The organism is Flavobacterium ajazii (genome assembly GCF_010614725.1).
GTDB classification, from domain to species: Bacteria; Bacteroidota; Bacteroidia; order Flavobacteriales; family Flavobacteriaceae; genus Flavobacterium; species Flavobacterium ajazii.
In genome coordinates this window covers 73,606-89,908 of sequence record NZ_JAAEHL010000009.1, presented here as the reverse complement: position 1 = coordinate 89,908, position 16,303 = coordinate 73,606, and the positions used below count along the sequence as shown (strand labels likewise).

Here is a 16,303-nt window from a genome sequence, read left to right as displayed (position 1 = left end):
AATGAAAAAGATATATATAGTACTACTGGTTTTGGTGGGTGTTATCACAAGTTCCTGTGAGGATTTTTTAAATACTGAACCAACTGACAAAATTGCTTTAGAACAATATTATACTGATGAAGAAGGTTTAACGAAGGCATTAGCAGGAGTTTATGATCCCCTTGGCTCAGAGAAAATTTATGGAAATAATTTGTATACTTATCTTGAGGTTTGTACAGACGAAGGATACTATGCCCGCTCTGCCCAAACAACAGGTGTACAGGTTTTTGATTTTACTACGAGTTCTACAGAGGTTACCAATTTATGGACAGAACTTTATAATGGAGTTAACAGAGCGAATGATTTGATAGCGCATATCAAAGTACCGCAAATGGATGAGGCAAAAAGAGATATCATATTGGGTGAAGCCTTGTTTTTAAGAGGATATTATTACTTCATGTTAGTAACAAGATTTGGCGAAGTTCCTATGAAATTAACGCCTACAACGAGTCCTAATGGAGTACAGATAGCAAGATCATCTACTGCAGATATTTATACTCAAATTTTGAAAGACATGACAGATGCTGAAGCAAAAGTGGCTACTTCTACTTCTATAGGTTATCCAAGCCGTGTTTCAAAAACGGTTGTACAGGGAATTTTGGCAAGGGTATGTCTGCAAATGGCAGGTTATCCGTTAATGGATACTGCTAAATACGCCGACGCATTAAGTTGGTCAAAAAAAGTGATAGATTCAGGAGAGCATGCTTTAAATGTTAGCTATAATACGGATCCGGCTTATAATAGTTTTAATCAGACTATAGTAACAGTTCCGGCCAATTCAAATAACGCATACCGTCAGATATTCATCAATCATGCAAGCGATGTTTACGATATCAAAGAAAGTATGTGGGAAATTGAATTTAAAGGAAATCGTACCGATGGTTATTCTGATGCAGGACGTTTAGGAAGCCAAAATGGTATTACAATGGCGCCATCATCTGCTACTTCAGTTTTATTAACTAACTTAGGATATTGCTACGGTTTTGTAAAAGGAACAGGAAGATTATGGAGTAAGTATGGTACAGGTGATTTGCGTCGTGACTGGGTATTAACTACATATACATTTGCTGTCAATAATACGACTAATGTTGCCACTAAAACAGCTATTTCTAAGACGCAGCCTTATACAAGAGACTGTGGAAAATGGAGAAGAGAATATGAAACGCTGACTCCTAAAAATAAAAATTATACACCAATCAATTTTCCTGTTTTAAGATATTCAGACGTTCTTTTAATGTATGCTGAAGCTGAAAACCAGGTTAATGGACCAACTACAAATGCATATGAAGCCATGAATCAGGTAAGACGCAGAGGATATGGACTTCCAATTAATACGCCAAGCGCAGCAGCTGATTTGACCGGACTTAATACCGGAGCTTTTCAACTGGCTATCGAAGATGAACGTATGCGCGAATTGTGTTTTGAAGGATTACGTAAAATGGATTTAATTCGTTGGAATAAGTTTGTTGCAACAATGAATTCAGTAGGAGCTGAAATAGGAGCTAATACAAATGCTACGGCACAACAATATGGCGGTTTAGGAGGTAAAAGTGTTACAGCAAGAAATTTATTGTTTCCGATTCCTTCTTTAGAAATATTGTCTAATAAAGCATTAACGCAAAGTGAACTCTGGTTACAATAAAATAAAACCGGAAGAGCATTTCTTCCGGTTTTTTAAATAATTCCCGAAATTGCATTTTGAAAGAAACAAACTCATAACAATTAAAAAATGAAAAAAATCATATTAGTATTCCTGTGTTTTTTTAGCCTTTTCAGTTTTGCTCAAAAGTCAAAGGATTATGCTGCAATGAAAAAATTAATTGCTAATAATTTTGATTTTGCGGCCAAGCAATACCAATATCTGGAGAAAGCTACACCCGTAGATTCAATGCCTAAAACTTTTAAAGACAATAGGAATGTTAATTCAGATGTCTACTGGTGGTGCAGCGGTTTTTATCCGGGAACACTTTTGTATATCTATGAGTATACTAAAAAGCCATTGATTCTGGAGGAAGCCAAAAAAAGACTGGCAATTTTAGATACGGTAAAAGATTTTACTAAAAATCATGATTTAGGTTTTATGATGTTTTGCAGTTTCGGAAACGCTTATCGTCTGACAAAAAACGAAGAGTATAAAAAAGTAATTCTGGAATCTTCAAAATCACTGGCAACAAGATATCGTCCGGATGCCAAAGTGATTCAGTCCTGGGAAATTACCGATGGAGGTTTAAGACAAAAAGGCTTTGTTGGCCCGGTTATTATTGACAATATGATGAATATTGAAATGTTGGAATGGGCAAGCCAGAACAGCACCGATAAAAGTTTTGCAGACATAGCCAGAAACCATGCAAACAGCACCATAAAAAATCATTTCAGACCTGATTACAGCAGTTATCATGTACTGGATTACGATTTAACTACAGGTGAAGTCCGTAAAAAGGTTACAGCGCAGGGATTTTCAGATTCAAGTGCATGGAGCAGGGGACAAGGCTGGGCATTGTATGGCTACACTATGATGTATCGTTTTACAAAAGATCCGGCTTACTTAAAACAGGCACAGGGAATTGCAAAATTTATACTGAATCATCCAAATTTACCGGCTGATAAAGTTCCGTATTGGGATTTTGATGCTCCGGAAATTCCAAATGCTTTACGGGATGTATCGGCTGGAGCTATTTATGCTTCTGCTTTGTTAGAATTAGGGCAATATACTTCAGGAGAAGAAAAACAAAATTATGTTGATGTAGCCAAAACGATTCTGAAATCATTATCGGGTTCAAAATATCGTGCTCCATTAGGAACCAATGGAGGATTTTTACTAATGCATAGCGTTGGTTCGATTCCGCATAAAAGCGAAATTGATGTTCCGTTAACGTATGCCGATTATTATTTCCTGGAAGCATTGTTACGTTATAAAAAGTGGTATTTATAAATTGTTTGGTTAACTATTTCAATACATAAGGATAGCTTTTAAATTGCGAAAGGTTTTTTGCTGGTCTCAATCTATCTATAATTTTAGCTGAAAATTATAATTTAAAGCTATCTTCTATGTGTTGAATAAATCGCATTATGCTGTTTTAAAGGATGTTCGGTTTATACTAAAAACGATAAGATGTATAATTTTAATAAAAAACATATTCGAACAGGATTTATTGCGGCTTTGAATTTGTTTGCTGTCACATTATCCGCTCAGCAAGAATCCAAAATATTTGAAGCTTACAAGAAAGACCGAAGTGTTTTACCTGATTTCTCTTATGCTGGCTATCACCATGGTGAAAAGGGAATTCCAAATATAACAGATTATAAAATTTTCGATGTTACTTCATTTGGTGCAAAACCTGATGATGGAATTTCAGATAAGGCAGCCATCCAAAAAGCAATTGATGCAGCGAATAAAAACGGTTCGGGAATTGTTTTTTTTCCGAAAGGAAGATTCTTAGTTAATGAAGATGATGATTTGGCCAATTCAGTAATTTCAAAAAAAGGACATATCGTTTTCAGAGGAAGCGGATCCGGGACAGGAGGAACAGAGTTGTATATGAAAAATGCTCTTCCACCAGCTGATCCAGCCAAAATGTGGACAGTTGCGCCGTTATTTATTTTTGGAAGTGGCGGTTCCGATAAAAAAATAGGTGAGGTTACGCAGGCAGCTGCTGTTGGAGAATTCACTATAAAATTAAATACCACCGAAGGTTTAGAACCCGGGGATTGGATTGTTCTAAAATTACTCGACAACAATAAAGATTTAATTGCATCAGAATTAAAAAACAATAAAGTCGAACCCGAATGGACTTATCTTATTGAGAAAGGAATCGATGTCAAAGTTTTTTATCAAATTAAAAATATAAAGAAAGAGGCAGTAACACTTTCTACACCTGTTTCGTATACAATTGATCCAAAATACAAATGGGAAGTTTTCAAATTTGCTAATAGTGAAGAGGTTGGGATAGAAGATATTGCATTTGTGGGTAACTGGACAGAAAAATTTGTTCACCACCGTTCATGGAAAGACGATAGCGGTTATACCATGCTGAATATTAGAAGAAATACTAATTCATAGATGAAAAATTGCCGTTTTACAGATTGCAGCGTTGCAGTAACAATTGCCCAAAGTGCCAATATTTCTGTCTTGAATTGTAAAATAGACGGAAATGCCGGGCATCAGGCGATAAACTCGAATGGTTCTACGAATGTGTTAATCGCAGGATGTATTGACGAGGCATCGCAATGGCACTCTTTCGGTTCTTCACATGGAGCTATGAATACGGTAATTTGGAAATGTAAATATCCTTCGACTACTTGTTTTGAATCACATTCGAGCCAGCCCAGAAATACATTGCTGGATAATGTCGAAGGCGGTTTGATGAATGGCCGGGCAGGCGGTGCAAAAGAAAATATGCCCAATCATATGCAGGGTCTGGTATTGTGGAATTACAAACAAACGAATGAAGCTGTAAAAGATTTTGAGTTTTGGCCTTCTCCGGACGTATTTGAATGGTGGAGAATTCCTAATCCGATAGTGGCTGGTTTTACAAGCGGTGGAACTACTTTTAAGACAGGACAGTTAGGTCAGTCGGAATCACTTGATCAGGCTGTTGAACCCGCTTCTTTGTATTTGGCTCAACTGAAATTAAGATTCAAAAAACTGCCAAAATGGATTAAGGAAATTCAATAAAAAAGATAATTATGAAACAGATAAAATATTCTAAGTTTTTTCTTTTAGTTGCAATTATATTTGGACTTACGGCTTTTGCACAAAATAAATCTAAGTCTAAAAAAGCTCCCAATCTGCTGATTATTTTAGCCGATCAATGGAGAGGTCAGGCATTAGGATTTGAAGGTAAAGAGCCGGTTATGACTCCTTTTCTGGATAATTATGCCAAAGAAAGTTTGGTGCTGGGGCAAATGGTAAGCAACTATCCTGTTTGTTCCCCGGCAAGAGCCATGCTGATGACAGGTCAGTATCCGATAAAAAATCATGTGTACAGTAATGTAAATTCATCATCTGCTCCTTTTGGAATCGAACTGGAAAAAGACGCTGTCTGCTGGTCTGATGTTTTAAAATCGAATGGCTATTCTAATGGCTATATCGGAAAATGGCATCTCGATTCTCCTTACAAACCTTATATCCCTACATCCAATAATGTGGGTGCGGTAGCCTGGAACGAATGGACCTCGCCGGACAAAAGACATGGTTTTGATTATTGGTATGCCTACGGAACTTACGATGAGCATGACAAGCCAATGTATTGGGATACCAATGATAAAAGAGACGATTTTAAATATGTGAATCAATGGGGACCCATTCATGAAGCGGATAAAGCACTGGCTTTTTTCAAAAATGAAAATGGAAGCATTCGTAAAACTGATGCTCCTTTTTCACTGGTAGTTTCAATGAATCCGCCACATTCGGAATATCAGACCGTTCCCAAAAACTATTATGATTTATACAAGGATGTTCCTTTGGAAGATTTGGTAAAAGATCCTAATATTCCGGCAGCAGGAACAGAATTAGGAGATCAATACCGGAAAGATGTTCGTTATTATTATGCGAATATAACAGGAGTTGATGAACAGATAGGCCGAATTCTGCAAGGTTTAAAAGACCAAAAACTGGATGAAAATACTATTGTTGTGATTATGGCTGACCATGGAAATTGTCTCGGAAAACATTCAGAAATATCTAAAAACAACATTTTTGAAGAGTCGCTAAGGATACCGTTTATTGTCAACTGGAAAGGACATATCCAGCCAAGAAAAGACAATGTATTCTTAGGAAGCCTTCCGGACATTTATCCTACTCTTTTGGAATTAATGGGACTGAAAGATAAAACTCCTAAAGACTTAGACGGAAAAAGCTACGCAAAATACTATCTCAACGGAAAAGGTGAGAAACCAAAGGAACAATATATTTTAGGGGCAATTGTCAGTAACAATGTCAATATAAATACCGGCTTTAGAGGTATTCGTACAAACGATTACAAACTGGCTTTTGTGAAGAAAAAAGGGAAGGGCGAATATGTATTATACGATTTAAAAGCAGATCCTTTTGAATTAAATAATATTTACAAATCGGATTTACCAATTGTAAAGAAATTACAGCCTGTTTTGGTACAATGGCTTGAAAAAACAAAAGACGGTTTTGTAATAGATAAATAACATAAACAATAATAAAAACAGAATGAACTTATTTGATTTAAAAGGAAAAACAGCTGTAATTACAGGAGGAATTCATGGTTTAGGAATGGCTATGGCTGAAGGATTGGCACAAGCAGGAGCCGAATTAATCATTACCAATAATACTTTGGAGCCTTTAGAAACTGCCATTGAATATTATAAAAGTAAAGGATATAAAGCGACAGGTTATGTTTTTGATGTAACCGATGAAGTCGAAGCTGAAAAACAGGTAGAAGCGATGGAAGCTGCACACGGAAAAATAGATATTTTGGTTAACAATGCCGGAATTATCATGCGTGTAATGGCAATCGATATGAAAGTTGAGGATTTCCGAAAAGTAATTGATGTTGATTTGGTGGGAGTATTCATCATGTCAAGACTGGTTGCCAAAGGAATGATTGCAAGAAAATCAGGAAAAATCATTAACATCTGTTCCATGATGAGTGAACTGGGACGTGATAACGTGAGCGCATATGCTTCTGCAAAAGGAGGTTTGAAAATGCTTACCAGAAGTCTGGCTACAGAATGGGCAAGACACAATGTTCAGGTAAATGGTATTGGTCCGGGTTATTTTGCAACTTCTCAGACAGAACCAATCCGTGTAGACGGTCATCCGTTCAATGAATTTATTATTGGGAGAACACCTGCAGGACGCTGGGGAGATCCTGAAGATCTTGCCGGAACAGCTGTGTTTTTAGCTTCAGATGCGAGTAACTTTGTGAACGGTCAGGTTATTTATGTTGATGGAGGAATTCTTGCCACAATCGGGAAACCGTCTAATGAATAACAATACTTTAATTTTCTGCTTATATTTATTGCGTTAAAAAATATGAGCAGAAATTTTATATCAGAATTATATCTTTACAATTATGAAAAACACTAAACGCATTTCTTTATTTTTCCTTTTGTTGCCATTAATACTTTTGTCCCAAAACAAAGCAACGATAGAAATCCAAAATGATTCAGATTTAGAAAGAAGTGAAGCCATAGTGGCTGTTAAATGGGAAACAGTCTTGTCTCATTTTCCTCAAATAGACACGTTAAATTTTGTAGTGATCAATGCTGCGACTAAAAAACAGATTCCTTATCAGTTAGAGCATAAAGGGCTTCCGGGAATTCAGAATTTGCTGGTACAAGTAAGTGTAAAGGCAAAAACAACGCTTCGTGTTTTTGTACAAAAAGGGAAACCTAATGACGTTGAAGTAAAAACCTATGCACGTTTTGTACCGGAGCGTAAAGACGATTTTGCCTGGGAAAATGATAAAATTGCTTTTCGTACCTATGGAAAAGCTATAGAGAATACGAACGAAGATGCATACGGTTTTGACGTTTGGGTGAAAAGAACCGATAAAATGGTGATTAACGAACGTTATAAAATAGGAAATTATCACAAAGACAATGGTAACGGAATGGATTATTACCATGTGGGACACACATTAGGTGCAGGAAATATGGCTCCTTATATTAAAGATACCATTCGTTATTCAGCCAATTACCACCAATGGAAAGTGTTAGACAACGGACCTTTACGCTCCACTTTTCAGCTCATTTACGATGCATGGAATGCGGGAGGTATAAAAGTAAAAGTTGTAAAAACAATTTCTCTGGATGCAGGATCACAACTTAGTCGTGTAGAAAACGTATATACTTTTGAAGACAATAAACTTATGCCGGTTGTGGTCGGAATTATTAAAAGACCAGAGCAAGGTGTGATTTCATTAGATGAGAAAAGAGGAATCCTGGGGTATTGGGAACCAACAGTTAAAGAAGACGGTACAACTGGTGTTGGCTCAATTCTGACTACTCCTGTAAAAAATATGTTCGTAAATAACGAGCAGATATTAGCAGTTACAGAAGTAAAAAATAATGAACCAATCGTTTATTATACAGGAGCTTCATGGGATAAAGCAGGTAAAATCACAAATTCAGTTCAATGGCTTGATTACCTGAATCATTTTTCGCAGGAGCTGAAAAATCCAATGCTGGTAAGTGTGAAATAAATATTCCTGACAGGTAGTTTTATAATCTATTGTTTTTTGAAGTATTCCTGATTACATAGCTTAATAAAAAAGGGACAAAGAAGAATTTTAGACTGCCCCCAAAAAGTTAGACACTATTTGGGGGCATTTTTATGGAAATTATCGTTCGTCACAAAAAAATATTCAGGGAATTCGTCCAGCTTCATTTTTTTATAATATAGCACTAAGAAAACAGTTTCTGCACAAAGCAGCAAGTCTGGGAATTACAATGGCAAATCTGTTCAACAAATATTTGAATCAAAGATCGACCAGTTACGGAGAAAGTTTTTATCAGATAAATAACAAACAAGTACCGGTTCAGTCTTTTGGAATTTCTCTGAGTTATAAATTTGGAAAACTTGAGTTTAAAAATGGAGAGACCGGAATGCAGGGTGAACCTCAGGAGCCTACAATTTTAAAAAAAAATAAAAAATTTCTTACTATTTAATTACGCAATATCCTCTCCCTTCTGAATAATATTCAGTTCCTTATTAAAAGAATTTCTGTATTTTTTGATGTATTCAGAAGGTTTCATGCCAAACAATTTTACGAACTGCTGGCGGAAATAGCGCTGGTCTTCTATACCTACCTGAGGGCCAACCTGAGCAATATTGATGTTTTCGGTCAGCATAATTACTGCGGCTCTGCGGATTCTGATAGACCGGATAAAACCAGTTACAGTTTGTCCCGAAATTGCTTTGATCTTTTTGTAAAGGCTTGAATGGCTCATACCCATTGCTGCAGAGAAACTCTTTAGGTTAAACTCGCTGTTTTCGAGATTGGCTTCGACAATTTCGATACATTTATCCAGAAACTCTTTGTATTCGAGAGGAACTTTATTTACGTTTTCACGAAGTGTTATGCTGTCCAGGAAATACTTGCGTAATTGTCCTCTGTTTCGAAGAACAGCATCTACACGTGCCAAAAGTATATTACTGTCAAAAGGTTTGGTAACATAGTCGTCTGCGCCTTCGGTAATACTTTGTAAATGAATGTCATTGCTGGTGGTAGCCGTAAGAAGTATCACCGGAATATGGCCTGAATCATCATTTTGTTTGATTTCTTTACATAAATCCAAACCGTTCATGCCTTCCATAGCAATATCGCTCAATACAATATCAGGCATGTGTTTTTGAACCAGTTTCAGCCCTTCGAGTCCGTTTGCTGCCGAATACACAATATAGTTTTTGGAGAAAAGCTGTACCAGATAATGATTCATTTCGGGATTGTCCTCTACAATCAGTAATACTTTTTTTGTACTGATTAGCTCCTCCTGTATGTTTTCAGGATTTGAGGGCTGATTTTTGAGTGTATTTTGATTATCTGCAGGCATTCCTTCCAAAAGTTCCCCTACAAGAGGAGACATTTGCGGATGATTTTCATTGATACTCATTGCTGCAAAATGGCTTTTTCCTTTTGGAAGTACAATAGTAAACGAAGTCCCTTTTCCGACTTTACTTGTACACGATATTTCGCCATGATGTTTGTTCACAAAATATTTAGCAACATAAAGACCTATTCCAAAACCATTGCTGCTTTTGGACTGAATCTGTTTGAATTTTTCAAAAATCGTGTCAATATCATTTTCATGAATTCCGCTGCCGGTATCCGATATAATGATAGAAACATCATCGGTTTTTTCGATTATCTGAATACTGATAGTTCCTTTATTGGGTGTGAATTTGAAAGCATTTGAGATTAAGTTAAAAAGCGTAATTTCTATTTTTTCATAATCACCATATATTTCAGCAGGTGTTTTTTCTTCAATAAACTGATAATTTAAATTTTTAACCGCTGCCATCTGCGTAAAGCTGTCATAGATTTCACGACAAAGACTATTTAAATTAATCTTAGAAATTTTGAGTTCATCAAGATCTGTTTCTGCTTTTCTGAACAACAGTAACTGATCGGTAAGGCTCAATAACCTTTTAGCATTTTTATAAGCGAGATTCAGGTCAAGATCATCTTCAGGAGCATTTTTTCTGTCGATGGTACTTTTTAGCGGATTGATAATTAAAGACAGGGGAGTACGCAATTCATGCGCCATATACGTAAACATAGAAAACTGTTTTTCGGCGTGTTCCTTGTCTTTTGTATGCTCCATACGTGTAAGTTTGATTTCGTAGCGAAGCCTTTCCTTGTTTTTATGATAATCTACGTAGGCATAAATTGCTCCGGCAATAGCCATTAGATAAAAAGTATAAGCCCACCATGTTCTATACCAGGGCGGAAGGATTTTTACCGTTGCGAGCGTTACCTCATTAGTCCAGTTTCCAAAAACATCGGTTGTTTTTACTTTAAAAGCATAGGTTCCTTCGGTTAGTCTGGAATAATTTGCCCTGTTATTTTTTGAAGTATAGTTCCAGTCTTTGTCCCAGCCTTCGAGAAAATAAGCGGTATTGATTTTTTCTGAATTGACATAATCCAGATAAACAAAATCAAAACTCAATGCGGACTTATCATAAGGAAGTTCGGCTTCGCTTATCATATTGAGTTTCTTTTCTGTGATATAAGGGCTATCGAGTTTTAAAGGCTGATTGTTTACCAGCAAATCATTTAATAAAAATTTGCCCGTATTTTTTTTGTCTTTGATATTGTCAGGATCAAAAACATTGAATCCGTTTATACCGCCAAAAATAAATTCCCCTGTTGAGAGTCTGGTACCTGAATTCCAGCTAAACTGAGTACCCTGAAGTCCGTCAGAGACTCCAAAATTCCTGAAAGTATTGTTTTTAGGATTTAATCTTGAAATTCCGTGATAGGTACTCATCCATAAATTTCCCTTTTGATCTTCTAAAAGTCGAAGTATGGTATTGCTGGAAAGACCATTTTGTGTCGTATATTTTTTGAAAGTGCCATTTTTTCTGTTGTACAAAAGTAAACCACCTTCAACAGTACCAATCCAAAGATTTTTGTTTTGATCTTCAGTGATGCATCTGATAGTGTAATCTGAATGATAGGTTTTTACTTTTTTTGTGATGGGTTCTATTTCAAAAAAAGAATTAAAAGTTCCGCCCCAGATTTTTCCGTCTGTGGTTTCGTAGAGACAGGTAACATCGCGCAAAGTGTTGCTGTAGCAGACAAATTTGTTTTGTTTTCTGTCCAATTGATACAATGCCCCGTTGTTAGTAACAGCAAGCCACAATGTCTTTTTCGAATCTAAAAACAATAGCCAGGATTCCTGTTCTGCTTTTTTAGTGAATTGATTGTAAATCGAAAAATTCTGAATTGCTTTTGATTGTGGATCAATACGGCAGACTCCGCCTTTCCACATCGCAACCCAGATGGCATTATCAGAATCCCTGACGATGCTGGTCACAAAATCGCTCTGAATTTTTCTGCCTGGAGATGAGGTTGTCGAGTAAACGTCGTAAGTGTTTTGTTTCCTGTTCCAATATCGCATTCCTGCACCATCAGTACCAATCCAGATATTTTTCTTTTCATCTTCGCAGAAAGACTGCATGAAGTTTGCAGCCGGATCTTCGTCTTCTTTATTGGTCAGTGGATCTTTACTTTTAAAATGATTAAAATCAAGCGGTTTTTTCCCCATCATACTTACACCTCCGCGCAGGGTTCCGAACCACATTTCTCCGTTTTTGCTTTGAAATATATCATACAGGGATTTACTTTTAAGCAATGAAACAGGACCGCCGGCGCGATATAAAACAGGAGCAGTCTGATTTTTTGTAATAGTATAAAGACCAGCTCCGTCAGTGGCGATCCAGAGTCGGTTTTCCTGTTGGAAAAAATCACGTACGACAGTTTTTTCCGGAAAGTAATTTTTAGAATAGCTGTTCAGCCTGTCATTATATAAGTAAGCCCCTTCGTCTGATCCAATCCAGAGCCCTTCATGGGTCAGTTTAATGCAATTTGCACCTGTAATTGAATTATTGAGAAGCGTTAGTTTTTTTGATTTAATATCGTACTGGCAAAGACCGGTTCCGGTTATAAAAACATAGAAGATTTGTTTTTTCGCATTATACGATATGGATCTTGCGATATAATTTAATTTTCCGTTGAAAGGTATTGCTGTTCCAATTTTTTCACCTTCCTTAAAAAGTACTATGGCGCCTTTTGTAGCAACGAGAATAATATGAAGAGGATGTACAGCAATTATTTCGTAAGCGGTAACGTTTAAAGGTTTGATTTTTTTGTTCGCATCATAATATTGTAACGGACTAAAAGAAGATCGCTCCGCATTAAAAATCACTGGTCCTGCTGTTGTTCCTACCCACAAATTATTTTCAAAATCACCTTCTATGCAGCTAATGGCATTTCCCTGAATTGAATTTGGATCCGTATGAACATGGCGATAAATCTTAAAATCATTTCCGTCATATCGGTTAAGTCCGTCAAAAGTTCCAAACCACATATAGCCATTTTGATCCTGATATATAGTTGCCACAGAATTGTTAGAAAGTCCCGATGCAATATCAAGATGCCTTATTGGGTAATTTTGTCCCGATGCATGCAGGCAGAGAAGACTAATGACAAGAAAGAACTTTAACTTATTCATAGAAAATTTTTAAAAAGAGTGCTGTTCTTTGATATACGGAAATTAAAGAGATATGGTTATAAATCAGATTGAATCATTTGATAGCTGTATGCCTTGCGAAAATAGCACAATTATATAATGTTTTAAAAAAATGACATTTGTTTTTTGGATTGCTCAGGCTAAAGAATGAGCCTCTGGAGATTTTTTAAGTTATTTTCTGACTAAAAACAGTGAGTAGAGGTAATTGTTAAATCGATTATTTTAATGGTTAATAATTGGTATTATCATTTATTTTACGGTTAAAAAATAAAGAATATGTTTTTATTGAGCGTTGTGGACCTGCTTTTACGAAATTGTCCCCTTTTATAAATGAATTTTTCCCTGTCTTAATATCCTGTTCTGCGCTTAATTTGCAGGAGTTGATGAATTTAACATTTAAGTAACATACTTTACTTTTTGTTAAGGGTCAATAAAAAACACAAACCAAATTATCTAACCAAAAACAATTTAAACATGAACAGTATTGAAATTTACAGGGAGAACTCTTTTTAATAATCCCTGCTATTATTTTGTAACCGCTAGAATGAAAAAAACTAACTTAAACGAAACTCATTAAAAAGTATGAACAGAATTAAAAACAAATTTTTACTTTTAGTATTCTTACTTCCTTTTTGTGTTTTTGCTCAGAACATAATTAAAGGAGTTGTTCTGGAAAAAACGACAGGACAGCCGATACCGGGAGTAAACATAAAAGTATCAGGAGGAAACTTAAATGCCTCTACCGATTTTGACGGGAAGTTTCAGTTTTCAGGTGTAAAACCGGAAAATCAGATTACTTTCTCTTACACAGGTTACACTACACAAACTGTAACTATTGGAACGCAAAAAAACATCACGATTTATCTGGCAGAAGACAACAATTTGCTTAAAGAAGTTGTCGTTCAGGTAGGTTATGGATCTGTTAAAAAGAAAGATGCTACCGGTTCGGTTACAGCACTTACCACAAAGGATTTCAATAAAGGAAACAACATTACAACCGAAAATCTGCTTAACGGACGAGTGGCAGGTTTAACAATTAACTCTTCGGGAGCTCCTGGTTCTTTATCAGAAATAAGAATCAGGGGAGGAAGCTCTCTTTTTGCCAGCAACAATCCATTGATTGTTATTGACGGATTACCGCTTGACAATACAACAAACACAGGTTCAGCTTCATTTTTAGCCTCTTTAAACCCTGCTACTGTTGAATCGATGACCGTTTTAAAAGATGCTTCGGCTACTGCTATTTATGGTTCACGAGCTTCAAACGGGGTGATTATCATTACTACTAAAAAAGGAAGCAAAACATTTTCTGTTGACTACAATGTGCAATATGCTATCGGAAAACTGACTAAAACAGTTGATGTTTTTAGTGCTGATGAATTCAGAAAAGTTATTGCAGACAGAAGATCGGATGATTTAGACAAATTAGGAACTGCAAATACAGACTGGCAAAAAGCGATTTACAGAGATACAGGTTCACTTGACCAGAGTTTAGCCATCAGAGGAAGTCTGTTTGGTGTTGTTCCAACAAGTTTAACTTTAGGAAATACCAATCAGCAAGGTTTGAGATTAACGAATGAATTTGAAAGAAATACAGTTGGTTTGGTAATGAACCCTTCATTTTTTGATAATCATTTAAAAGTAAAATTAGCAGCCAATTATGCTTACGAAAAAAACAGATTTACAGACGGTGTTGAAGGATCTGCTATTGGTTTTGACCCGACACAGCCTATAAAAGTTGAGGGCGCACCATATGACGGTTATTTTGAATATACTACAGGAATGGATGCCGATGGGAATTATCCATTAGTTTCTACCGCTGCCAAAAATCCGGTTTCACAATTGGTGAATACACACGACATTGGAACAAGTGACAGGTTCTTTGGAAACTTTGAAGTAGATTATAAATTTCACTTTTTTCCTGAATTAAGAGCGGTAGTTAATGTTGGTTTTGACGAATCAAAAGGAGAAAGAAACAGAGATGTTAGTGCAGATGCAGGTTCAGCTCCAAATAACAATAACATTCCGTATGGAACAGATGAATACACCAGAGCAAGAAGACAAAATAAATTGTTAGACACTTATTTGGTGTACAATAAAACATTTAATTCATTGAATTTTGAATTCACAACCGGATATTCTTATCAGAAATTTGAAAGTTCAAAATTTGAAACAGGTAACATTTTAAATCCGGATCTGCCATCAACATTTCCTGAGCCAACAACCGATACAGATACGTTCTTAATTGGTTTTTTTGCCAGAACGAACTTAAATTTCAGAGATAAATATTTACTTACTTTATCTTACAGAAGAGACGGTTCTTCAAGATTTGAAGAAGATAATCGTTGGGGTAATTTCCCTGCAGCAGCTTTTGCATGGAAAATCAAAGAAGATTTCCTGAAAGACAATAATACGATATCTGACTTAAAATTAAGATTGAGTTATGGTATCACAGGGCAGCAGGATATTCCTGAACCAAACGGTTACCTTCAGAAATACCAATTGGGCGGCGGAAACTCTCAATATTATTTTGGAACGACTCCAACACCTATAGCACTTCCTTCAAAATTAACCAATAATTTAAAATGGGAAGAAACGACAACGTATAACACAGGTATTGATTTCGGATTTATAGACAATCGTCTTACTGCAAGTGTAGATGTATACTATAAAGATTCTAAAGATTTATTAGCGAACGTTGCAACTGCCGACGGAAGTAATTATTCTAACAGGGTATACCAAAACATAGGCAGCTTTACCACAAAAGGTATCGAATTTACCATTAATGCCAATGCTATTAAAACAAAGGATTTCAACTGGAATATGAATTTTAATGGTGCCAAATTTGAAAGAAGAATCAAAGAATTAGCAATTGGTTCAGATATCTTTTTGGGAGACAACATTGCCGGAACAGGTACTCCGGGACAAATTTTCAGAGAAGGATATACGCCTTATGCTTTCTATGTGTACAAGCAATTGTATGATACAGACGGAAAACCTATCGATGGTGCTTTTGCTGATCTGAACGGGGATAACATTAAAAATGATGCTGACAAATATATCTATCATAATCCGGATCCAGACTTTACGTTAGGTTTTGCATCGAATATGAATTACAAAGATTTCGATTTCTCTTTCAATTTAAGAGCAAGTGTTGGTAACCGAATTTTTAATGCCGTTGATGCATCGCGTGCACAATATGATTCTATGGAAAATGGTGGTGTTTTAAGCAATATTCCGTCTTCTGTTTTGGGTACAAATTTCCAGACAGCTTCAAATGTGTCTATGTCGGATATCTATATTGAAAATGCTTCTTTCTTAAAAATGGACAACATTACTTTAGGATATACAGTTAAAAACTGGTTAAATGACAAAGCGACTTTAAGAGTATCAACAGGAGTTCAGAACGTTTTTGTTCTTACAAAATATAGTGGTTTAGACCCGGAAATTACAAATAATGGTGTAGATAAAACTATTTATCCAAGACAGCGATCTTTCTTATTTGGTCTTAATCTGAAATTTTAAAAAATAAACC

At 36.0% G+C, this 16,303-nt stretch carries 10 protein-coding genes; 9 read left to right on the top strand and 1 reads right to left on the bottom strand.

Annotation, left to right across the window (positions count from 1 at the left end; translation table 11 throughout):
* The first annotated feature begins 1 nt into the window (after position 1).
* From GWR14_RS16635 to GWR14_RS16600, 8 genes are all read left to right on the top strand, one after another.
* Positions 2–1,681 carry a RagB/SusD family nutrient uptake outer membrane protein gene (locus tag GWR14_RS16635; protein ID WP_163410205.1) on the top strand — a complete coding sequence of 560 codons (1,680 nt, stop codon included), beginning with the start codon at positions 2–4 and terminating at the stop codon, positions 1,679–1,681.
* Between the two features lie 87 nt (positions 1,682–1,768).
* Positions 1,769–2,971 (top strand): glycoside hydrolase family 88 protein, encoded by a 1,203-nt coding sequence (locus GWR14_RS16630; protein WP_223150979.1) that lies wholly within the window; start codon positions 1,769–1,771, stop codon positions 2,969–2,971.
* A gap of 180 nt (positions 2,972–3,151) precedes the next feature.
* Positions 3,152–4,099 (top strand): glycosyl hydrolase family 28-related protein, encoded by a 948-nt coding sequence (locus tag GWR14_RS16625; RefSeq protein WP_163410204.1) that lies wholly within the window; start codon positions 3,152–3,154, stop codon positions 4,097–4,099.
* Positions 4,100–4,714, top strand: coding sequence for a DUF4955 domain-containing protein (locus GWR14_RS16620; RefSeq protein ID WP_163410203.1), 615 nt, complete (start codon positions 4,100–4,102; stop codon positions 4,712–4,714). It abuts the gene before it with no gap.
* Positions 4,715–4,725: 11 nt separating this feature from the next.
* Entirely contained in the window at positions 4,726–6,198 is a 1,473-nt protein-coding gene (locus tag GWR14_RS16615; protein WP_163410202.1) for a sulfatase family protein, read from the top strand.
* Positions 6,199–6,220: 22 nt separating this feature from the next.
* The gene (locus GWR14_RS16610; protein ID WP_163410201.1) at positions 6,221–7,003 is read left to right on the top strand and encodes a gluconate 5-dehydrogenase; all 783 of its coding nucleotides are present in this window, start codon (positions 6,221–6,223) and stop codon (positions 7,001–7,003) included.
* A gap of 82 nt (positions 7,004–7,085) precedes the next feature.
* Positions 7,086–8,216 (top strand): DUF4861 family protein, encoded by a 1,131-nt coding sequence (locus GWR14_RS16605; protein WP_163410200.1) that lies wholly within the window; start codon positions 7,086–7,088, stop codon positions 8,214–8,216.
* A gap of 115 nt (positions 8,217–8,331) precedes the next feature.
* Positions 8,332–8,682: an outer membrane beta-barrel protein gene (locus tag GWR14_RS16600; protein ID WP_163410329.1), complete on the top strand. Its 351-nt coding sequence runs from the start codon at positions 8,332–8,334 to the stop codon at positions 8,680–8,682.
* Here the strand turns inward: GWR14_RS16600 and GWR14_RS16595 are convergent, their stop codons facing one another.
* Entirely contained in the window at positions 8,683–12,750 is a 4,068-nt protein-coding gene (locus tag GWR14_RS16595) for a hybrid sensor histidine kinase/response regulator transcription factor (RefSeq protein ID WP_163410199.1), read from the bottom strand. It lies immediately after the preceding gene.
* A gap of 600 nt (positions 12,751–13,350) precedes the next feature.
* Here GWR14_RS16595 and GWR14_RS16590 point away from each other — a divergent pair.
* The gene (locus GWR14_RS16590) at positions 13,351–16,293 is read left to right on the top strand and encodes a SusC/RagA family TonB-linked outer membrane protein (RefSeq protein ID WP_163410198.1); all 2,943 of its coding nucleotides are present in this window, start codon (positions 13,351–13,353) and stop codon (positions 16,291–16,293) included.
* The last annotated feature ends 10 nt before the right edge of the window (positions 16,294–16,303 follow it).

Excerpts from the sequence above, each read along its gene's own strand:
- GWR14_RS16635 (WP_163410205.1), top strand. The coding sequence starts at position 2 with ATGAAAAAGATATATATAGTACTACTGGTTTTGGTGGGTGTTATCACA.
- GWR14_RS16630 (WP_223150979.1), top strand. The coding sequence starts at position 1,769 with ATGAAAAAAATCATATTAGTATTCCTGTGTTTTTTTAGCCTTTTCAGT.
- GWR14_RS16625 (WP_163410204.1), top strand. The coding sequence starts at position 3,152 with ATGTATAATTTTAATAAAAAACATATTCGAACAGGATTTATTGCGGCT.
- GWR14_RS16620 (WP_163410203.1), top strand. The coding sequence starts at position 4,100 with ATGAAAAATTGCCGTTTTACAGATTGCAGCGTTGCAGTAACAATTGCC.
- GWR14_RS16615 (WP_163410202.1), top strand. The coding sequence starts at position 4,726 with ATGAAACAGATAAAATATTCTAAGTTTTTTCTTTTAGTTGCAATTATA.
- GWR14_RS16610 (WP_163410201.1), top strand. The coding sequence starts at position 6,221 with ATGAACTTATTTGATTTAAAAGGAAAAACAGCTGTAATTACAGGAGGA.
- GWR14_RS16605 (WP_163410200.1), top strand. The coding sequence starts at position 7,086 with ATGAAAAACACTAAACGCATTTCTTTATTTTTCCTTTTGTTGCCATTA.
- GWR14_RS16595 (WP_163410199.1), bottom strand. The coding sequence starts at position 12,750 with ATGAATAAGTTAAAGTTCTTTCTTGTCATTAGTCTTCTCTGCCTGCAT.
- GWR14_RS16590 (WP_163410198.1), top strand. The coding sequence starts at position 13,351 with ATGAACAGAATTAAAAACAAATTTTTACTTTTAGTATTCTTACTTCCT.